At 71.4% G+C, this 17,291-nt stretch carries 17 protein-coding genes; 11 read left to right on the forward strand and 6 right to left on the reverse strand.

From position 1 onward, the window contains the following. Positions 1-70: 70 nt before the first annotated feature. Positions 71-1,882, forward strand: coding sequence for a gamma-glutamyltransferase (gene ggt / locus ACZ6ZP_RS08890; protein WP_469406141.1), 1,812 nt, complete (start codon positions 71-73; stop codon positions 1,880-1,882). A gap of 172 nt (positions 1,883-2,054) precedes the next feature. Beyond that, complete coding sequence (locus ACZ6ZP_RS08895) at positions 2,055-2,315, forward strand: helix-turn-helix domain-containing protein (RefSeq protein ID WP_351158974.1); 261 nt, start codon at positions 2,055-2,057, stop codon at positions 2,313-2,315. 62 nt (positions 2,316-2,377) lie between these two features. On the opposite strand, the gene ACZ6ZP_RS08900 is transcribed toward ACZ6ZP_RS08895, so the two are convergent. Together ACZ6ZP_RS08900 and ACZ6ZP_RS08905 are read right to left on the reverse strand one after the other, a co-directional pair. After that, positions 2,378-3,229, reverse strand: a complete 852-nt coding sequence (locus ACZ6ZP_RS08900) for an NmrA family NAD(P)-binding protein (protein ID WP_469406143.1) — start codon at positions 3,227-3,229, stop codon at positions 2,378-2,380. Beyond that, complete coding sequence (locus ACZ6ZP_RS08905) at positions 3,226-3,639, reverse strand: nuclear transport factor 2 family protein (RefSeq protein ID WP_351158979.1); 414 nt, start codon at positions 3,637-3,639, stop codon at positions 3,226-3,228. The genes ACZ6ZP_RS08900 and ACZ6ZP_RS08905 overlap by 4 nt, the downstream gene beginning before the upstream one ends. A 250-nt stretch (positions 3,640-3,889) precedes the next feature. On the opposite strand from ACZ6ZP_RS08905, the gene ACZ6ZP_RS08910 reads away from it, so the two are divergent. The 6 genes from ACZ6ZP_RS08910 (at position 3,890) to ACZ6ZP_RS08935 (ending at position 11,022) form a co-directional block, all read left to right on the forward strand. Beyond that, positions 3,890-4,432, forward strand: coding sequence for a TetR/AcrR family transcriptional regulator (locus ACZ6ZP_RS08910; RefSeq protein WP_383817924.1), 543 nt, complete (start codon positions 3,890-3,892; stop codon positions 4,430-4,432). Between the two features lie 106 nt (positions 4,433-4,538). Further along, complete coding sequence (locus tag ACZ6ZP_RS08915) at positions 4,539-6,242, forward strand: hypothetical protein (RefSeq protein ID WP_383817562.1); 1,704 nt, start codon at positions 4,539-4,541, stop codon at positions 6,240-6,242. A 171-nt stretch (positions 6,243-6,413) separates the two neighbouring features. Next, on the forward strand, positions 6,414-7,256 hold the full coding sequence (locus tag ACZ6ZP_RS08920) for a nitrilase-related carbon-nitrogen hydrolase (RefSeq protein WP_361461972.1): 843 nt from the start codon (positions 6,414-6,416) through the stop codon (positions 7,254-7,256). Further along, positions 7,253-8,536, forward strand: a complete 1,284-nt coding sequence (locus ACZ6ZP_RS08925; RefSeq protein ID WP_351158987.1) for an aspartate aminotransferase family protein — start codon at positions 7,253-7,255, stop codon at positions 8,534-8,536. Before ACZ6ZP_RS08920 ends, ACZ6ZP_RS08925 begins: the two co-directional genes overlap by 4 nt. Before the next feature lie 50 nt (positions 8,537-8,586). Continuing rightward, positions 8,587-9,990, forward strand: a complete 1,404-nt coding sequence (gene hydA, locus ACZ6ZP_RS08930) for a dihydropyrimidinase (protein ID WP_361461967.1) — start codon at positions 8,587-8,589, stop codon at positions 9,988-9,990. Between the two features lie 15 nt (positions 9,991-10,005). Continuing rightward, entirely contained in the window at positions 10,006-11,022 is a 1,017-nt protein-coding gene (locus ACZ6ZP_RS08935; protein WP_351158993.1) for a TIGR03842 family LLM class F420-dependent oxidoreductase, read from the forward strand. Here the strand turns inward: ACZ6ZP_RS08935 and ACZ6ZP_RS08940 are convergent. Both ACZ6ZP_RS08940 and ACZ6ZP_RS08945 read right to left on the reverse strand, forming a co-directional pair. After that, a complete protein-coding gene (locus tag ACZ6ZP_RS08940; RefSeq protein ID WP_383817567.1) occupies positions 11,003-11,848 on the reverse strand; it encodes an endonuclease/exonuclease/phosphatase family protein in 846 nt (281 codons plus the stop codon). The genes ACZ6ZP_RS08935 and ACZ6ZP_RS08940 overlap by 20 nt on opposite strands. A gap of 90 nt (positions 11,849-11,938) precedes the next feature. Beyond that, positions 11,939-12,415 carry a carboxymuconolactone decarboxylase family protein gene (locus ACZ6ZP_RS08945; RefSeq protein WP_469406147.1) on the reverse strand — a complete coding sequence of 159 codons (477 nt, stop codon included), beginning with the start codon at positions 12,413-12,415 and terminating at the stop codon, positions 11,939-11,941. 186 nt (positions 12,416-12,601) lie between these two features. Between ACZ6ZP_RS08945 and sigJ the strand changes: the two genes are divergently transcribed. The 3 genes from sigJ to ACZ6ZP_RS08960 all read left to right on the forward strand — a co-directional run bounded on the left by sigJ (position 12,602) and on the right by ACZ6ZP_RS08960 (position 15,059). After that, positions 12,602-13,540 carry an RNA polymerase sigma factor SigJ gene (gene sigJ, locus ACZ6ZP_RS08950; protein ID WP_469406149.1) on the forward strand — a complete coding sequence of 313 codons (939 nt, stop codon included), beginning with the start codon at positions 12,602-12,604 and terminating at the stop codon, positions 13,538-13,540. Positions 13,541-13,716: 176 nt separating this feature from the next. Continuing rightward, the gene (locus ACZ6ZP_RS08955; protein WP_361461958.1) at positions 13,717-13,872 is read left to right on the forward strand and encodes a hypothetical protein; all 156 of its coding nucleotides are present in this window, start codon (positions 13,717-13,719) and stop codon (positions 13,870-13,872) included. A gap of 131 nt (positions 13,873-14,003) precedes the next feature. Beyond that, positions 14,004-15,059, forward strand: coding sequence for a PucR family transcriptional regulator (locus tag ACZ6ZP_RS08960; protein ID WP_351159007.1), 1,056 nt, complete (start codon positions 14,004-14,006; stop codon positions 15,057-15,059). Between the two features lie 28 nt (positions 15,060-15,087). Here the strand turns inward: ACZ6ZP_RS08960 and ACZ6ZP_RS08965 are convergent, their stop codons facing one another. Further along, positions 15,088-16,536 carry a flotillin family protein gene (locus ACZ6ZP_RS08965; RefSeq protein ID WP_399973457.1) on the reverse strand — a complete coding sequence of 483 codons (1,449 nt, stop codon included), beginning with the start codon at positions 16,534-16,536 and terminating at the stop codon, positions 15,088-15,090. 125 nt (positions 16,537-16,661) lie between these two features. Next, positions 16,662-17,159: a hypothetical protein gene (locus tag ACZ6ZP_RS08970; protein WP_399973460.1), complete on the reverse strand. Its 498-nt coding sequence runs from the start codon at positions 17,157-17,159 to the stop codon at positions 16,662-16,664. Between the last annotated feature and the right edge of the window lie 132 nt (positions 17,160-17,291).

Below are 17,291 nucleotides of genomic sequence, written 5' to 3' on the forward strand. Positions count from 1 at the left end.
TCGAGGGGGTCCTGACGTGGCGGGGGAACCGAAGTTACGCTGCGCAGACGGTTGTTGACTGGAGGTACGAATGCGTCGTGCTGTCGTACGGAATCTGACGCTATTGGCGGTCGGAGGGGTTTTGGTGTCGGTCGGAGCGGCCGTGCCCCCTTCGTCTCCGCGCTCAGCTGAACCGGCCTCGCGGACCCCGGCGAAGGTGCCGGTGGCCGTCGGTCACGGAGGCGCCGTCTCCAGCGTCGACGCGGACGCGTCGGCCGCGGGGATCGAGATCCTCAAGAAGGGCGGCAACGCGGTGGACGCGGCGGTCGCCACGGCGGCGGCCCTCGGCGTCACCGAGCCCTACTCGGCGGGTGTCGGGGGCGGCGGCTACTTCGTCCACTACGACGCCAAGAGCCGCAAGGTGAGCACGATCGACGGCCGCGAGACGGCCCCGCGCACCGCCGACTCCGGCCTCTTCCTGGAGAACGGCAAACCGATCCCCTTCGCGGACGCCGTCACCAGCGGCCTGGGCGTGGGCACTCCCGGCACCCCCGCGACCTGGCAGTCCGCGCTGGACGCATGGGGCAGCAAGCGGCTCGGCACGCTCCTGAAGCCCGCCGAGCGCCTCGCGCGCGACGGCTTCACGGTGGACGGGACCTTCCGCTCGCAGACCGAGGCGAACCAGGCGCGGTTCGCCGACTTCCCGGACACGGCGAAGCTGTTCCTGCCCGGGGGCGCGCTGCCCGTGGTCGGCTCGACGTTCAAGAACCCCGATCTCGCCCGCACCTACGAGGAGTTGGGGCGCAAGGGCATCGGGGCGCTGTACCGGGGCGGCATCGGCAAGGACGTCGTACGGACGGTGAACAAGCCGCCCGTGGACCCGGCGTCCGGGCGCGTCGCCCGGCCCGGCGACCTGTCCGCGAAGGACCTGAAGGCCTACGCGGTGAAGCGGCAGGCGCCGACGAAGACCTCCTATCGAGGCCTCGACGTCTACTCGATGGCCCCCTCCTCCTCCGGCGGCACGACCGTCGGAGAGGCGCTCAACATCCTGGAGCGCACCGACCTCTCGAAGGCCTCGAAGAAGAAGTACCTGCACCGCTACATCGAGGCCAGCCGTGTCGCCTTCGCCGACCGCGGGCGCTGGGTGGGGGACCCCGCCTTCGAGGACGTGCCCACGAAGGAACTGCTCTCGCAGAAGTTCGCAGACTCGCGGGAGTGCCTGATCCGCGACGACGCGGTCCTCAAGAGCCCGCTCGCGCCGGGCGACCCGCGGAATCCGGCGGCGTGCGGGTCCGGCGACAAGGCCGCCCCGACCACGTTCGAGGGGGAGAACACGACGCACCTCACGGCCGCCGACAAGTGGGGCAACGTCGTCGCCTACACCCTGACCATCGAGTCGACCGGCGGCAGCGGGATCACCGTGCCGGGGCGTGGCTTCCTGCTCAACAACGAACTGACCGACTTCTCCTTCGCGCCCGCCGACCCGGCCGTCCATGACCCGAACCTGCCGGGCCCGGGGAAGCGTCCGCGCTCCTCCATCGCCCCGACGATCGTCCTGGAGAAGGGGAAGCCGGTGGTCGCGCTCGGCTCGCCGGGCGGTGCCACGATCATCACGACCGTCCTGCAGACCCTCACGGGCTTCGTCGACCGGGGGCTGCCGCTGGTGGACGCGATCGCGGCGCCGCGCGCGAGCCAACGCAACGCCGCGCAGACCGAGTTGGAGCCGGGCCTGTGGGAGAGCCCGGTGCGGGCCGACCTCGAGGCGATCGGGCACTCCTTCAAGCGGAACCCCGAGATCGGGGCGGCCACCGCGGTGCAGCGGCTGCCGGGCGGTAAGTGGCTCGCCGCGGCGGAGAAGGTGCGTCGTGGCGGCGGGTCGGCGATGGTCGTTCGGCCGGAGTGAGACGGGGCCGGGCGGGCCTGTGAGGGCCCGCCCGGCACTTTCACCGGGCCGCGCGGTTCCGCCCATGCGTTCAGCGCCAGGAGGACCGGCAGGTCCCAGCCCCTGCCGTGCTCCCCAGTGGGGCCAATTACTATACCGGTATGAGAATGGGATTCTCGACTAGGGTGGGTGCATGGTTCGAACTCCCCTGACCCTTGAAGAGCGCGAGCGCGGCGAGCGGCTCGGCCGGCTGCTGCGTTCGGCGCGTGGCGAGCGGAGCATGGTGGAGGTGGCCGCGGCCGCCGGGCTCTCGGCGGAGACGCTCCGCAAGATCGAGACGGGGCGGGCCCCGACGCCCGCGTTCTTCACCGTGTCGGCGCTCGCGACGGCGCTCGGCCTCTCGCTGGACGAGGTGGCCCAGGCGTGCGAGCTGGTGCCGCTCGCCCCGGCGTGAGGGGCTGCGGCGGGCAGTGAGGCCCAGTCGCGGGGCGTGAGGCCTTGCGCGGGTGGCCGCGGTCAGGCCGTCCGGGCCCACGCGGCTGCGTTCTCGGCGGCGAAGTCCGCGAAGTCGCGGGCCGGACGGCCGGTGATCCGCTCGACCGCCGGGTCCACGCGGTCCTCCGATCCGTGCGCGATGCCGTCGTCCATGGCGGCGAGGACGCGGGCGAATGCCTCGGGCATCCCGGAGGCGACGAGCCGCTCGCGGAAGTCCGCCGCCGGGACGGAGCGATGGCGGATCTCCCGCCCCGAGACCTTGGAGACCGCCTCCGCGACATCCGCGTAGCCGAGCGCCTGCGGCCCGGTGATCAGGTGCGCCGCGTTGTGCGGCCGCTCGTCCGCCAGGGCCCGTACGGCGACGGCCGCGATGTCGCCCGCGTCGACGAACCCCACCCGGCCCTCCCCGGTGGCCGTCACGATCTCATCCGTGGCGCGGATGCTCTCCACGTGGAGATGGCCCGGCGTGACGAAGTTCTGCATGAACCATGAAGGGCGCAACACCGCCCACTCCGGGGCCAGTTGACGCAGCGCACGATGCACCTCGCCCGCTCCCGGATCGCCCTCGGCGATGGCGGAGGAACTCAGCAGCACGAAGCGGCGCACGCCCGCGTCCAGGGCCCGCTCCAGGAACGGCGCCATCAGCCGGGCGGGCTCGGCGTCGCCGATGGGCGGCACCAGATAGACGCCGTCCGTGCCGGTGAGGGCGGGGCCGTGCGTGGTGGGGTCGCTCCAGTCGAAGCGGACCTGGCCGGTGCCCGGCGCCGGGGTGCGGCTTCCGACGCGTACGGACATGCCCTCGGCGGCCAGTGCGGTCGCCACGCGGCTGCCGGTGGTGCCGGTGCCGCCGGTGATCAGGAAGCGCATGGTCATCGGGTCTCTCCGGAACGGGTGGCGCCGACGGGGATCTCGCCGTCGAAGGCGTCGGCGACCAGCGCGCCGTTCCAGTAGTCGCGAAAGCGCGTGATCCGGCCCTCGTGGACGGTGATGACCTGGATGTACGGCATGTCGAAGGGGCGCCCGGTGGCGACCGCCCGGCCGGTGCCGCGCAGCTCCGCCACGATCGTCCCGGGGTCCTCGGTGCGGTGGACGGTCAGGTCCTCGAAGCTCCGCAGGTCGATGTGGTCGGGGTAGTCGGCCATGTAGGCGCGCACGGCGTCGCGGCCGACGAGCCGGTGTGGGGCGCCGGGGAGCGCGAAGGGGAACTCGAAGACTCCGTCCGGCGCCCAGAGACCGACCCAGCCGTCGATGTCCTTGGCGAGGAGGAGGTCCAGGGAGCGCATGAATACGTCGGTCGCTGAATGGGGCGTTGCGGGGTGTGCAGCGGGGTGTGTTGCCCCAGGTGTCGCGGGGTGCGTCGTCATGGTGCCGACGTTAACCTGACCCCGGGTCCGTTTACAAGTACCGGACCCGGGGTCGACTTATGCTGGGATCTGTTCGCCGTGCTCGTCCCGCTCGACCCGCCCCCACCGAGGAGGAACCATCACCGCCCGCAAGGAGAGAGCCGACTCCGTCCGCAACAGGGCCGCGCTGCTGGCCGCGGCCGCCCGGCTGTTCAAGGACGCCGACGACCCCGACAGCGTCAAGATGGCCGACATCGCCCAGGCCGCCGGGGCCGGCAAAGGCACGGTCTTCCGGCACTTCTCCGACCGCATCGGCCTGGTCAGGGCGCTGGTCGTCGAGGAGACGCAGCAACTGCGCGAGCAAGTCGTCGACGGACCGCCGCCCCTGGGCCCCGGCGCACCGGTCGCCGAGCGGGTGCCCGCGCTCATGGCCGCACTCCTGGACCTCAAGCTGAACCAGCGCGCCCTGATGCTCGCCCTGGAGCGCGCGGGGGCCGGCAGTCCCTACCTCAATCCCGCCTACGATCTGTGGCACTCCGAAGTCGCCGGGATGCTGACCGGCGTACACGGACGCGAGGACGCCGACTATCTCGCGCACGCCCTGCTCGCCGCCGTCCGCAGCGACCTGGTCGAGCACCTGACCAGCCAGGGCGCGAGCCCCGGGCAGCTGCACGCGGGGCTGCGGAGGCTGTGCGCCTCCGTGCTCGCTCACGGCGCGGAGAGTGAGGTGTGAGGCTCCGTGGGGCGGCCGGAAAGCCGCGTGTAGCCGCCCCGTAACACGACTGGTGTTATGTTCCGGACCGGAAGACTCCAGGCTCCATGGGGCGGTGCTGGCTCGGATGGCAGTAGGACAACTCCCGGATCAGGTCCGGGAGTTCGCGAGGTACCTCAGGGACCTCCTGGCGCGGCTCGACCCGGGCGCCGGGTGGTGCGGTGTGTTCTGGTCCCGCGACCCCGAGGGAATGCAGGCCTGCCTGGATGGCTCGGAAGTGCCCCCCTGGGACGTGGTGGAGGCACTGCTGCACGACCTGGCCGCCGGGTACGGGGCGCAGGCCGCCGAGCGGGAGACGGAGCGGGCGCGGGCGCTGCACGGTGCGTCGCTGGCCGCGTACGACGCGCGGCCCGGTGGCCGTGAACTGCTCGGCGAGCGGCTCGACATGATGCTCACCGAGCAGCGGTTCGCCGTGGAACGACAGGCGGACCTGGGCCGCTCGCTCGCGGCGGCGGCCACGCGGGACGAGGTGGAGCGGCTCAACCGCGACCTGGCCTGGGTCCGTGACGACCACGAGCGGGCGACCGCGCGGTGCGCGGAGCTCCGGGAGCGCATCGAGCGGCTGGACCGGGCGGATCGCCCGCAGTGGGTCGACTTCGGGACGCCGGTGTCGGACGATTTCGCGGGTGAGGGTGCTGACGACTTCGGGGTCGAGGGTTCCGGCGACTTCGGGCTCGGGAGTTCCGGCGGCTTCGGGGCCGAGGGGTCCGGCGCTTTCCGGGCCGCGCAGTTCGACGGCTTCGATGAGCAGGGGGCGACCGCTTTCGGGGCCCGGCCCGCGGACGGCTTCGGAGCCGTCGCCGGTGGCCGCGAAGCCGCGTCGCCCGAACTCGACACCCGCACAAGGGAGTTCGGCGCCTTCACGACGGATCAGGGCGGCCCGACCCCCGACTCCCGCACCCTCTCCGTCGATCCGGCCCAGGACTCGGAGTCGGCCCTGGAGCCGGACTCGGGACCGCCCGACGCCCAGCCGGCCCCCGGCCCCTCCCGCGCCCCCAAGCAGAACCGCAAGTCGCGCGACACGTCCCGCCGTCCGCGCCGCCCCCGAGGCGCCCGTTTCGCGGGGTTCGCCGGGCCGGACGAGGGCGAGGGTGGCGAGGGTGAGGCCGGTGGTGCGGTCGCCGTACCCGAGACCGCCCCGCAGCGGCCCGCCGCGAACGGCCCGCGCGGCGCGCGGTTCGCGCACACCGCCGAAGGGGCGCACACCGCCGAAGGGGCGGACGGCGCCGCCGGACCGGACCGTGACGCCGAGCGGGCCACCACCGAAGCCGTCGCCGCCCTGGTGAGGCTCCGTGGCCAGGGCCGCAGCGGCGAGGCGCACGGCGTACTCGTCGAGGCGGCGGGCTGGCCCGCGGCGCGCCTGCCCGTGTTCGCCGGTGAGCTGCACCGCGCGGGCCTCGGTGCCGACTGGTCGACGCTGCTCTGGGAGGCCGCTTCGCTGCCGCCCGACCGGCTCGTCGCGCTGGCCGACGCCCTCGCCGGGTCCGGCCGCGGCGACGACTGCCGCAAGCTGCTGCGGCAGGGTGTCTCCCGGCCCGCACCGGAGATCGCCGAGGCGGTGCTCGCGCTGATCGACGCGGGCCGCGAGCGCGAGGCCCGTGCGCTGCTCGACGCCTACATCCGCGTCCGTACCCCCGAGGACGCGGCCGGCTGCGCCCACACCGATCCGTACCGCCTCATCCCGCTGCTGCTCCGGGCGGCCCAGGGGGTGTCGGACGAGCGCCACTGGGATCTCGTGCACGCGTTGCGTGTTGCCGGATTCAGTGCCTGACGCGCCCGTTTCATTTGTGCGTTCTCGTCCGCTTGGGTGCGAAACATGATCGACTCCGCCGGTTAACGGCGATGGTCTTGCCCAGCCCGTCGGGGAGGCTTACGTTTTCCTGTCTACGCATCAAGTCTACGGGCGTAGAAGCTCTCTGACGTCCCGTCGAAGGAGCAGCTCATGGTCAACGTCGTACGCGCCGCACTGGTCCAGGCGACCTGGACAGGCGACACCGAATCCATGATTGCCAAGCACGAGGAGCACGCCCGCGAGGCGGCCCGCCAGGGTGCGAAGATCATCGGCTTCCAGGAAGTGTTCAACGCCCCCTACTTCTGCCAGGTGCAGGAGCCGGAGCACTACCGATGGGCCGAACCCGTGCCGGACGGACCCACCGTCACGCGGATGCGGGAACTGGCCCGCGAGACCGGCATGGTCGTCGTCGTCCCGGTCTTCGAGGTCGAGCAGTCCGGGTTCTACTTCAACACCGCCGCCGTGATCGACTCCGACGGTACGTATCTCGGCAAGTACCGCAAGCACCACATCCCCCAGGTCAAGGGCTTCTGGGAGAAGTACTACTTCAAGCCGGGGAACGCGGGCTGGCCCGTCTTCGACACGGCCGTCGGCAAGGTCGGCGTCTACATCTGCTACGACCGCCACTTCCCCGAGGGCTGGCGCCAGCTGGGCCTGAACGGCGCCCAGATCGTCTACAACCCCTCCGCCACGTCGCGCGGACTCTCCGCCTACCTCTGGCAGCTGGAACAGCCCGCGGCGGCCGTCGCCAACGAGTACTTCATCGCCGCGATCAACCGCGTGGGCGTCGAGGAGTACGGCGACAACGACTTCTACGGAACGTCGTACTTCGTCGACCCGCGCGGCCAGTTCGTCGGCGAGACCGCGAGCGACAAGGCCGAGGAACTCGTCGTCAGGGACCTGGACTTGGGGCTGATCGAGGAAGTACGCCAGCAGTGGGCGTTCTACCGTGACCGCCGCCCCGACGCGTACGAAGGACTGGTACAGCCGTGAAGGACCTCCATACCCGCCACCAGGCCGTCCTGCCCGCGTGGCTCGCGCTCTACTACGCCGACCCGCTGGAGATCACCCACGGCGAGGGCCGCCACGTCTGGGACGCGGACGGCAAGCGGTACCTCGACTTCTTCGGCGGCATCCTCACCACCATGACCGCCCACGCACTGCCCGAGGTCACCAAGGCGGTCAGCGAACAGGCCGGGCGGATCATCCACTCGTCCACGCTCTACCTCAACCGGCCGATGATCGACCTCGCCGAGCGGGTCGCGGGCCTCTCCGGCATCCCGGACGCCCGCGTCTTCTTCACCACGTCGGGCACCGAGGCCAACGACACGGCCCTGCTCCTGGCCACCGCGCACCGCCGCTCGAACCAGATCCTGGCGATGCGCAACAGCTACCACGGCCGCTCCTTCACGGCCGTCGGCATCACCGGCAACAACGCCTGGTCGCCGACCAGCCTCTCGCCGCTCCAGACGCTGTACGTCCACGGGGGCGTCCGCAGCCGAGGACCGTACGCCGCGCTGAGCGACGCCGAGTTCATCGAGGCCTGCGTCGCCGACCTGAAGGACATGCTCGGGCAGGCGCGCGGGGGAGTGGCGGCGCTGATCGCCGAGCCGATCCAGGGGGTCGGCGGCTTCACCTCGCCGCCGGACGGGCTCTACGCGGCCTTCCGCGAAGTCCTCTGGGAGCACGGCGTCCTGTGGATCTCGGACGAGGTGCAGACCGGCTGGGGCCGCACCGGCGACCACTTCTGGGGCTGGCAGGCGCACGCCGCCAGCGGCCCGCCGGACATCCTCACCTTCGCCAAGGGCATCGGCAACGGCATGTCCATCGGCGGCGTCGTCGCGAGCGCCGAGGTCATGAACTCCCTCGACTCCAACTCCATCTCGACCTTCGGCGGCTCCCCGGTCACCATGGCGGCCGGCCTCGCCAACCTCACGTATCTCCTGGAGCACGACCTCCAGGGCAACGCGCGCCGCGTCGGCGGGCTGCTCATCGAGCGGATGCGCGCCATCTGCGCCCAGCTGCCCGTCGTACGCGAAGTGCGCGGCCGCGGCCTGATGATCGGCATCGAACTGGTCGACCCCGAGACGGGCGAGGCCGATCCGCAGGCGGCATCCGCCGTGCTGGAGGCGGCCCGCGACGGCGGCCTCCTGATCGGCAAGGGCGGCGGCCACGACACCAGCGTCCTGCGCATCGCCCCGCCGCTCTCGCTGACCGTCGCGGAGGCGGAAGAAGGGGCCTCGATCCTCGAACGGGCCCTGCGGAGCGTCTAGTCCAGTGCCTTCCGGCAGGAACGTACGAGCATGAAAGGGAGCGCACCATCATGAGTACCCGCACCCTGATCCGCGGCGGACTCGTCATCACCGCCGCCGAAGAGATCCACGCCGATGTGCTGATCGAGGACGGCCGGATCGCCGCGCTCGCCGCACACGGCTCGGGCGCCGCCGCTGCGTGGACCGCGGACCACGTCATCGACGCCTCCCACAAGTACGTGATTCCGGGGGGAGTCGACGCGCACACGCACATGGACTTCCCGTTCGGCGGCACGTTCTCCTCCGACGACTTCGAGACGGGCACCCGGGCCGCGGCCTGGGGCGGCACCACCACCATCGTGGACTTCGCGGTGCAGACCAAGGGGCAGGCGCTGCGCGCGGGCCTGGACGCCTGGTACGCGAAGGCGGACGGCAAGTGCGCGATCGACTACGGCTTCCACATGATTCTCTCGGACGTCAACGAGAAGTCCCTGCGGGAGATGGACCTGCTGATCGAGGAAGGGGTCAGTTCGTTCAAGCTCTTCACCGCCTACCCCGGCGTCTTCTTCAGCGACGACGGGCAGATCCTGCGGGCGATGCAGAAGGCCGCCGTGAACGGCGGCCTCATCATGACGCACGCGGAGAACGGCCTGGCCATCGACGTCCTGGTGGAGCAGGCCCTCGCCCGGGGCGAGACCGATCCGCGCTACCACGGCGAGGTGCGCAAGGCGCTCCTTGAGGCGGAAGCCACGCACCGGGTGATCAAGCTGGCCCAGGTGGCCGGAGCCCCGGTCTACGTCGTGCACGTCTCGGCCCAGGAGGCGGTGGCCGAGCTGGCCAGGGCCCGCGACGAGGGTCTGCCGGTGTTCGGGGAGACCTGTCCGCAGTATCTGTTCCTGTCCACGGACAACCTCGCCGAGCCCGACTTCGAGGGTTCCAAGTACGTCTGCTCGACCCCGCTGCGGCCCCGCGAGCACCAGGCCGCGCTCTGGCGCGGGCTGCGCACGAACGACCTCCAGGTGGTGTCGACCGACCACTGCCCCTTCTGCTTCGTCGGGCAGAAGGAGCTGGGCCGCGGCGACTTCTCCAAGATCCCGAACGGTCTGCCGGGCGTCGAGAACCGCATGGACCTCCTCCACCAGGCCGTCGTGGACGGGCACATCAGCCGCCGCCGCTGGATCGAGATCGCCTGCGCGAGCCCGGCCCGGATGTTCGGCCTGTACGGCAAGAAGGGCACGATCGCGCCGGGCGCCGACGCGGACGTCGTCATCTACGACCCGGCCGCCGAGCAGATCATGTCGGCGGAAACACACCACATGAACGTGGACTACTCCGCGTACGAGGGCAAGCACGTCACCGGCCAGGTGGAGACGGTCCTGTCCCGCGGCGAAGTCGTCATCGACCAGCGGAAGTTCACCGGCCGCGCCGGACACGGCGCGTACGTGCCGCGCGGCACCACCCAGTACCTCGGCTAGGAGAGGCGACGCACCATGGACTTCGGACTCGTCCTGCAGACCGATCCACCGGCCGGGCAGGTCGTCAGCCTCATGAAGCGCGCCGAGCGCAACGGCTTCAGCCACGGCTGGACCTTCGACTCGGCGGTCCTGTGGCAGGAACCCTTCGTCATCTACAGCCAGATCCTGGCGAACACGGACCGGCTGATCGTCGGCCCGATGGTCACCAACCCGGGCACGCGCACCTGGGAGGTGACGGCCTCCACGTTCGCGACTCTGAACGACATGTACGGCAACCGCACGGTGTGCGGCATCGGGCGCGGCGACAGCGCGATGCGGGTGGCGGGCCGTACGCCGAACACCCTGGCCCGGATCAGCGAGGCGATGAAGGTCATCCGCTCGCTGGCCTCGGGCGGGGAGGCGGACCTGGGCGGCACCACGATCCGCTTCCCCTGGATCAAGCCGGATGCCGAACTCCCGGTCTGGATGGCCGCGTACGGCCCCAAGGCCCTGAAGATGGCGGGCGAGGAGGCGGACGGCTTCATCCTCCAGCTGGCCGACCCGTATCTGACGGAGACGATGGTGAAGGCGGTCAGGGACGCCGCCACGGCGGCGGGCCGCGATCCTTCCTCGGTCACGATCTGCGTCGCGGCCCCCGCGTACCTGACGCAGGACGACTCACCGGCGTCCTTGGCACACGCCCGTGAGCAGTGCCGCTGGTTCGGCGGGATGGTCGGCAACCACGTCGCCGACCTGGTGTCCAAGTACGGCGAACACTCCGACCTGGTCCCCGAGGCCCTCACCGAGTACATCAAGGCCCGCGAGGGCTACGACTACTCCCACCACGGCCGCGCCGACAACCCCGACACGGCCTTCGTCCCGGACGACATCGTGGACCGCTTCTGCGTGATCGGCACGGCCGAGCAACACATCGCGAAACTAAGGGAGTTGGAGCGACTGGGAGTGGATCAGTTCGCGCTGTACGCGATGCACGACGCCCGCGAGGGAGTCATCGACGGGTACGGCGACACGGTCATTCCCGCGCTGTCCTGAGCAGCCCCACCTCGAGGTCGGCGACGACACCGTAATGATCACTGGCCCATACGCCGTCGACCGGTTCGTCGAAGGCGAGGCCGGCGCCGCGCACGCGGGCGAAGGCGCCCGGGTGCGCGTGCGGTGAGCCGACGAAGACGTAGTCGATCCGGCGGCGGTGTCCGGGCTGGCGCACCAGGAGTTCGATGTCCTCGGCCGCGCGGGGGTTGTCGGCGCTCCAGGTGTGCCCCGGACCGGAGCCCGCGACCTCCCACGCGTCGTGGAAGTGGGTGCTGCGCCCCGACAGCGACTGCCGGCCGGTGAGATAGCGGATGCCGGCCGATTCGGGCTCCGCGTTGAAGTCACCGGCCATGACCGTCGGCAGGGCAGTGCGGTGCCGGGCGTCCAGGTCGCTCAAGGCCAGCACCTGGCGCTCCCGTTGCGCTTCCGCGTCCAGCCGGAACGACGTCGTGGGCGCGATGAACAGCACATCACCCAGCGCGGGCAGCGGCACGAGGGCGGCCAGCGTGAGCCACGGGACGTCGGGCGCGTCCGTGCCGCGCTGATCGAGGACTTCGGCGATGCGGTGCGGCCACCGCGTCGCGATCGCCGTCCCGCCGTACCGGTCCGCGTGGGGCGGAGCCGTCGCCGTGGTCCGCGCCTGGTGGGTGCCGTGCAGCCCGGTCCCGTCGAGCAGACCGGGCAACTGGTCCGGCAGGACCTCCTGGAAGGCGACGAGATCCGGGTCCAGCCGCCGCAGCCCGGCATTGACCATCGCCATCCGTGCCGCGGCGTCGCCCCGGCTGTTCCACACGTTCAACGTCACGACGCGCACTCTCGTCGTCATCAGGTTCCTTTCCCTGGCTCAGGCCCCCGGACGGCCCGGTCGCCCGAGCCGTCCGGTCGTCCCGGCCGTCCGGTCATCCGGACGGTCCCGTCATCCGAACTGGCCGACCTTGTAGTCGCCCGCGGGCCGCTGCGTGAGGACGTTCAGGCGGTTGAAGGCGTTGATGAGGGCGATGACCGACACCAGGGCGGCCAGCTGGTCCTCGTCGTAGTGCTTGGCGGCGTTCGCCCACGCCTCGTCGGTGACGCCACCGGCCGCGTCCGCGATGCGGGTGCCCTGTTCCGCCAGTTCCAGCGCGGCCCGCTCGGCCTCGGTGAACACGGTGGCCTCGCGCCAGGCGGCGACCAGGTGCAGGCGTATCTGGCTCTCCCCGGCGTGCGTGGCCTCCTTGGTGTGGATGTCGATGCAGGAACCGCAGCCGTTGATCTGGCTCGCGCGCAGCGCGACCAGTTCGCGTGTCGCGGCGGGCAGCGCCGACTCGGCGAGCGACCGGCCCGCGGCGGCGATGTGCTTGACGGCCTGGGCCGAGACCGGATTGCCGAGGAAGTCGAGTCGGGGGGTGAGCATGGTGATCTCCCTTGCGTGTCGGGCCGGTCCGCCCCGGGACGGAGCGGCCGTTGGCGGGGACCGTGTCGTCCCAGCAGACCGACGAGACAGCCTGCCGGAATGTGAGGCCACGCGCCGACATCACATTCCGGCGGGCTGTCTCGTCGTACGGGTGACGGCACATGCGGCAAGAGGAGCGGCGAGACAGTGACGACCCAGTCCAGCACCGGAGACGGCCCGCTCGACCCGAGCCTGGGCGCGATCATGAGCGAGCGGCGTCAGCTCATCAATCTCGCCTACCGGCTCCTGGGCTCCCTGGCCGACGCCGAGGACGTCGTACAAGAGGCATACGTCCGCTGGTACGCCATGTCCCCGCGGCAGCAGCAGGCCATCGCGTCCCCCGGCGGCTGGCTGACGAAGGTCGCCGGCCGCATCTGCCTCGACCAGCTCCGCTCGGCACGGGCCCGGCGCGAGAGTTACGTGGGCGAGTGGATTCCGGAGCCGCTGCCCGACCGCGCGGAGTGGGCCGACGGGCGGCCGGGCGGTACGACCGCCGACCCGGCCGACCGCGTCACGCTCGACGAGTCGGTCAACATGGCGTTCCTGGTCGTGCTCGAATCGATGACCCCGGCCGAGCGGGTGGCGTTCATCCTGCACGACGTCTTCCGCTACTCCTTCGCCGAAGTGGCCGAGATCGTCGGCCGCAGCCCGGCGGCCTGCCGTCAGCTGGCCTCATCGGCGCGCCGCCGCATGCGCACCCCGCAGGCCCCGGCGACCCCGGCGGTCCGGCGCGCCGTCATCGTCAGGGACTTCAAGCGGGCCTGGGAGAGCAGGGACATCGCCGCGCTCATCGGCCTCCTCGATCCCGACGCCACGGCACTCGCCGACGGCGGTGGACGGGTCAACGCGGCGCCCCACCCCATCACGGGAGGCGAGCGGATCGCGCGCTACCTGGTCGCCGTCGCCGACCACGTGCCGCCCGGCCAGACGATCCTGGAACGCACGGTCAACGGCCAGCCCGGTCTGGTGGTCCAGCACGGTGGCGTCACCACGTCGGTGCTCGCGTTCGACATCGAAGGCGAAAGGATCAAGCGCTGCTGGGCGGTACGGAACCCCGAGAAGCTGCGGTCCTGGACGACGAACTGACGAGGGCGCCCGGCCATCCCATGGGTTTCATCGCTTATGTCGGGTGGGTGTCGGCTTGCGGTCTATGTCGTACGGTAAACTAACAAACCGAGCCAAGGTGCTCCATTGAGCCGTCAGTTGCTCAATTTTCAAGCGGCGACGTCGATCGCCGACGGTCGGAGGGTTGGGGGCAGGGCATGGGTCGCAGTGGTCGCGCCGCCCGGCTCCCCGTGGACGGTGTCTTCCGTGACCGCGCCGGGGTGCGCGCTCCCAGGGTCGTACGCATCGACAACTCCGCCCGTGACAGCGTGCCTGATATCGACGGCACCATGACGAGCGGCCCGCGCCCCTGACGTTGCCGGAGTGTCGACTCCCGCCCGTCCGCGCCCAGTTGCTCTCATCCGCCTGTCCCGACGGCATGAGCCGTGCGCCCGTGCCGCGCTGCCGTGCACCCACCGGCCATCGACCCGACCAGGGAGAGCAGATGACCACCCAGGAGATTCCCGAGCGGCTGCTCGACGGATACGCCGACATCCTCACCCGGGCCGCCGCCACCGGCCGCCGCCTCACCCGTGAGGAGCTGACATCGCGCAGGGCGCTCGGCGCGCAGGCCGCCCACGCCGGATACGCGTGGCGCGTCCTCATCCGCGAACACCTCGCCGCCACCCGCGTCCACCGTCCCGCGACCGGCGATCCGGACCACCTGCTCGCGACCGCCGAGCAGGCCATCGACGCCTTCGCCGAGGGCTATGAACACGCGCAACGCCTTGTCGTACGTCAGGAGGAGGCGGCCCGGCGCGAATTGATCGACGACCTGCTGTACGGGCGAGGGGACCTGGGGCGTCTCGCCGCGCGTGCCGAGCGATTCGGGCTGCGGCTGTCCCACGCGCACGCGGTGGCCGTGGCGGAAGGGCCGGCCGCCTATGACGAGACCGATCCCGTGTCGCGGGACGTGGAGAGCGAACTGGTCGGCCGCTTCGGCGACCGGCACATCCTGCTCACCACCAAGGACGGCCGCCTCGTGTGCATCGCCCCCGCCCACCAGGACGAGGTCCTCGACCACTTCGCCAAGCGGGCGTACGCAGCCACCGACGGCGGCCGCATCGCCATCGGCAGGCCCCAGCCCGGCGCGGCGGGCATCGCCCACAGCTACGAAGAAGCCGTCAGCACCCTGGAGCTCGCGACACGCATGGGCTTCGACGAGCCCGTCCTGCGCGCCGCCGACCTCCTGGTCTTCCCCGTACTCGCCCGCGACCGGCAGGCCCTGGTGGACCTGGTGCTCACCACGCTCGGCCCGCTGGAAGAGGCGCGCGGCGGGGCCGTGCCCCTGCTGGAGACCCTGTTCGCCTACTTCGACACCGGGTGCGTGGCGGCCCAGGCGGCGCGGGAGCTGTCGCTGAGCGTACGAGCCCTCACGTACCGCCTGGAGCGCATCCGCACCCTCACCGGATCCGACCCCTCCGACCCGCTGGACCGCTACACCCTCCAGACGGCGGTCATCGGAGCTCGGCTGCTCGGCTGGCCGGCCACCTCGCTGTGAGGTGACCGGCGGCGGCGTCGCGGGCGGGTCAGTCCGTGACGTCGATCTTGCCGTTGAGCTGGGTGGCAGCGGCGGTCGAAGCCGCGGTGGCGGCGGCGGCCGCGAGGGGCTTGCCGCCGGTGATGCCCTTGAGGAGCTCGGCCACGTCGACTCCCGTGGTGGAGCTGAGGAGTTCCATGCCCTGGGCGACGTTGTCGGCCACCGTGCGCGAGAGCCGGCTCGCCCCGTCCGTCGAGATCACCGTCATCTTGTCGATCGCGCCGAGCGGTTCCGCCGCCTTGGCCACCACGCTGGGCAGCACCTCGACGAGCATCTGCAGCACCGCCGCGTCGCCGTACTGCGCGAACGCGTCGGCCTTCTTGCGCATCGCCTCCGCCTCAGCGGCCCCCTTGGCGCCGATCGCGGCGGCGTCGGCCTCGCCCTCCAGGCGTACGGCGTCGGCGAGCGCGGCGCGCTGGGCCTTCTCGCCCTCACCGGTCAGGCGGGCCCGGTCGGCGTCCGCCTCGGCCTGCTTGACCAGGGAGACGCGGCGCGCCTCGGCCTCCTGCTCGGCCTGGTAGCGGGCGGCGTCGGCGGGCTTGCGGATCTTGGTGTCCAGCTCGCGGTCGGTCAGGGCGGCCTGCCGCTGGGCGACCTTCTCCTGCTCGGTGAGGACCTCCTGCCGGCGGGCGGCCTCGGCGAGCGGTCCCGCCGCGCCGGCGCGGGCGGACGCCTCGTCGGTCTCGGCCTTGATCTCGGCCTGCTTGAGGGCGAACGTCCGCTGGGCGATCGCGATCTCCTCCTCGGCCTTCAGCCGGGCCTGCTCGGCGGCGCGGCGCGCCACGGCCTCGGCGATGTCCGCCTCCTGCTTGGCGCGGGCGGCCTCGGGACGGCCGAGGTCCTCCAGGTAGGAGCCCTCGGTGCTGATGTCCTGGATCTGGAAGGCGTCGAGCACCAGGCCCTGCCCGGACAGGCTCGCCTCGGCCTCCTCGGCGACCTGCCCGGCGAACGCGGCGCGGTCGCGGATGATGTCCTCCACCGACATCCGGCCCACGATGGAGCGCAGCGCGCCGGAGAGGACTTCCTGGGTGAAGCCGACGATGCCGCCCTGCTGGGCGAGGAACCGCTGGGCCGCGGCGCGTATCGAGTCCTCGGTGCCGCCGACCTTGACGATCGCGACGCCCTCCAGGTTGGCCTTCACCCCGCGCAGGGTGACCGCGCCGCGCACCGCGATCGGGATGTGCCGCGAGGAGAGGTCGAGCGTGAACTTCTGCTGGACGAACGGCACGACGAACACGCCGCCGCCCACCACGACCTTCTGGCCGCTGTTGTCGGTGAAGATGCGGCCGGTGTCGGGATCGGTGGACTTCTTGCCGCGCCGCCCGGTCACGATGAAGGCCTCGCTGGGCCCGGCGACCTTGTAGCGGGTCACGACGACGAGTGCGAGCAGTACGAGGAGTACGACGACGCCGATGACGGCGGTCAGGACTGGGCTCATGGTGAATTCCCCCCTGCCTCCCGGGGGCGGCAGATCGGTGATGTGGTGCGTGTACGTGGATGAGCTACGTGGGGCGGCACGGGCGTGACGTGGTGTGACGTGACGTGACGTGAGTGGTGCGGTGGTCAGCGCTGCACGGGGCGGACCGCGACCGAGGTCGGTGACAGGGCCGACTCGACCCAGATCTCGGTGCCGCGGGTGACGGCCACGGTGCTCCTGGCGGCGAACTTCACCGGCTGACCGGCCAGTTGGAGCAGCACCTCTCCATAGCCGTCGGCCGGGATCGCGGTGACCACGGCCCCCGCGGTGCCCACGAGATCCTCGCCCCGTGGTGTGGTCGCGGTCTGATCCCGCATCAGGGCACGGCTGAACTTCCAGGTCAGCCAGCCCGCTGCCACGCCGACGGCCGCTCCGGCAGCGGTGGCGCCGACGGCGCCGAGCCCGGTCGTACCGAGCACGATCGCACCGCCGAAGCCGAGCATGGACACGAATCCGGCGACGACGGGCAGGGACAGCAGCCCGTCGAGGAGCCCGTCGAAGAGCCCTTCAAGAACCCCGTCGAAGACGAGGGAGAGGATCAGCAGCACGATTCCCGCGATGCCAAGACCCAGAAAGAGAGTCACCGGAGCACCTCCCCACTTGCCACTTGCCACTTGCCGGATGTCTCGGTGAGGTGGGGATCGTCGCATGCGGGACAGATGGTGCACATTGCCGTGATCCGGCAATCATTACGGTTCTTTTATGCCGGTCTGCCT

Source organism: Streptomyces sp. NPDC054047, from assembly GCF_055585065.1.

Excerpts from the sequence above, each read along its gene's own strand:
- ACZ6ZP_RS08940 (WP_383817567.1), bottom strand. The coding sequence starts at position 11,848 with ATGACGACGAGAGTGCGCGTCGTGACGTTGAACGTGTGGAACAGCCGG.
- ACZ6ZP_RS08900 (WP_469406143.1), bottom strand. The coding sequence starts at position 3,229 with ATGACCATGCGCTTCCTGATCACCGGCGGCACCGGCACCACCGGCAGC.
- ggt (WP_469406141.1), top strand. The coding sequence starts at position 71 with ATGCGTCGTGCTGTCGTACGGAATCTGACGCTATTGGCGGTCGGAGGG.
- ACZ6ZP_RS08955 (WP_361461958.1), top strand. The coding sequence starts at position 13,717 with ATGGGTCGCAGTGGTCGCGCCGCCCGGCTCCCCGTGGACGGTGTCTTC.
- ACZ6ZP_RS08905 (WP_351158979.1), bottom strand. The coding sequence starts at position 3,639 with ATGCGCTCCCTGGACCTCCTCCTCGCCAAGGACATCGACGGCTGGGTC.
- hydA (WP_361461967.1), top strand. The coding sequence starts at position 8,587 with ATGAGTACCCGCACCCTGATCCGCGGCGGACTCGTCATCACCGCCGCC.
- ACZ6ZP_RS08935 (WP_351158993.1), top strand. The coding sequence starts at position 10,006 with ATGGACTTCGGACTCGTCCTGCAGACCGATCCACCGGCCGGGCAGGTC.
- ACZ6ZP_RS08965 (WP_399973457.1), bottom strand. The coding sequence starts at position 16,536 with ATGAGCCCAGTCCTGACCGCCGTCATCGGCGTCGTCGTACTCCTCGTA.
- ACZ6ZP_RS08915 (WP_383817562.1), top strand. The coding sequence starts at position 4,539 with ATGGCAGTAGGACAACTCCCGGATCAGGTCCGGGAGTTCGCGAGGTAC.
- ACZ6ZP_RS08895 (WP_351158974.1), top strand. The coding sequence starts at position 2,055 with ATGGTTCGAACTCCCCTGACCCTTGAAGAGCGCGAGCGCGGCGAGCGG.
- ACZ6ZP_RS08920 (WP_361461972.1), top strand. The coding sequence starts at position 6,414 with ATGGTCAACGTCGTACGCGCCGCACTGGTCCAGGCGACCTGGACAGGC.
- ACZ6ZP_RS08945 (WP_469406147.1), bottom strand. The coding sequence starts at position 12,415 with ATGCTCACCCCCCGACTCGACTTCCTCGGCAATCCGGTCTCGGCCCAG.
- ACZ6ZP_RS08960 (WP_351159007.1), top strand. The coding sequence starts at position 14,004 with ATGACCACCCAGGAGATTCCCGAGCGGCTGCTCGACGGATACGCCGAC.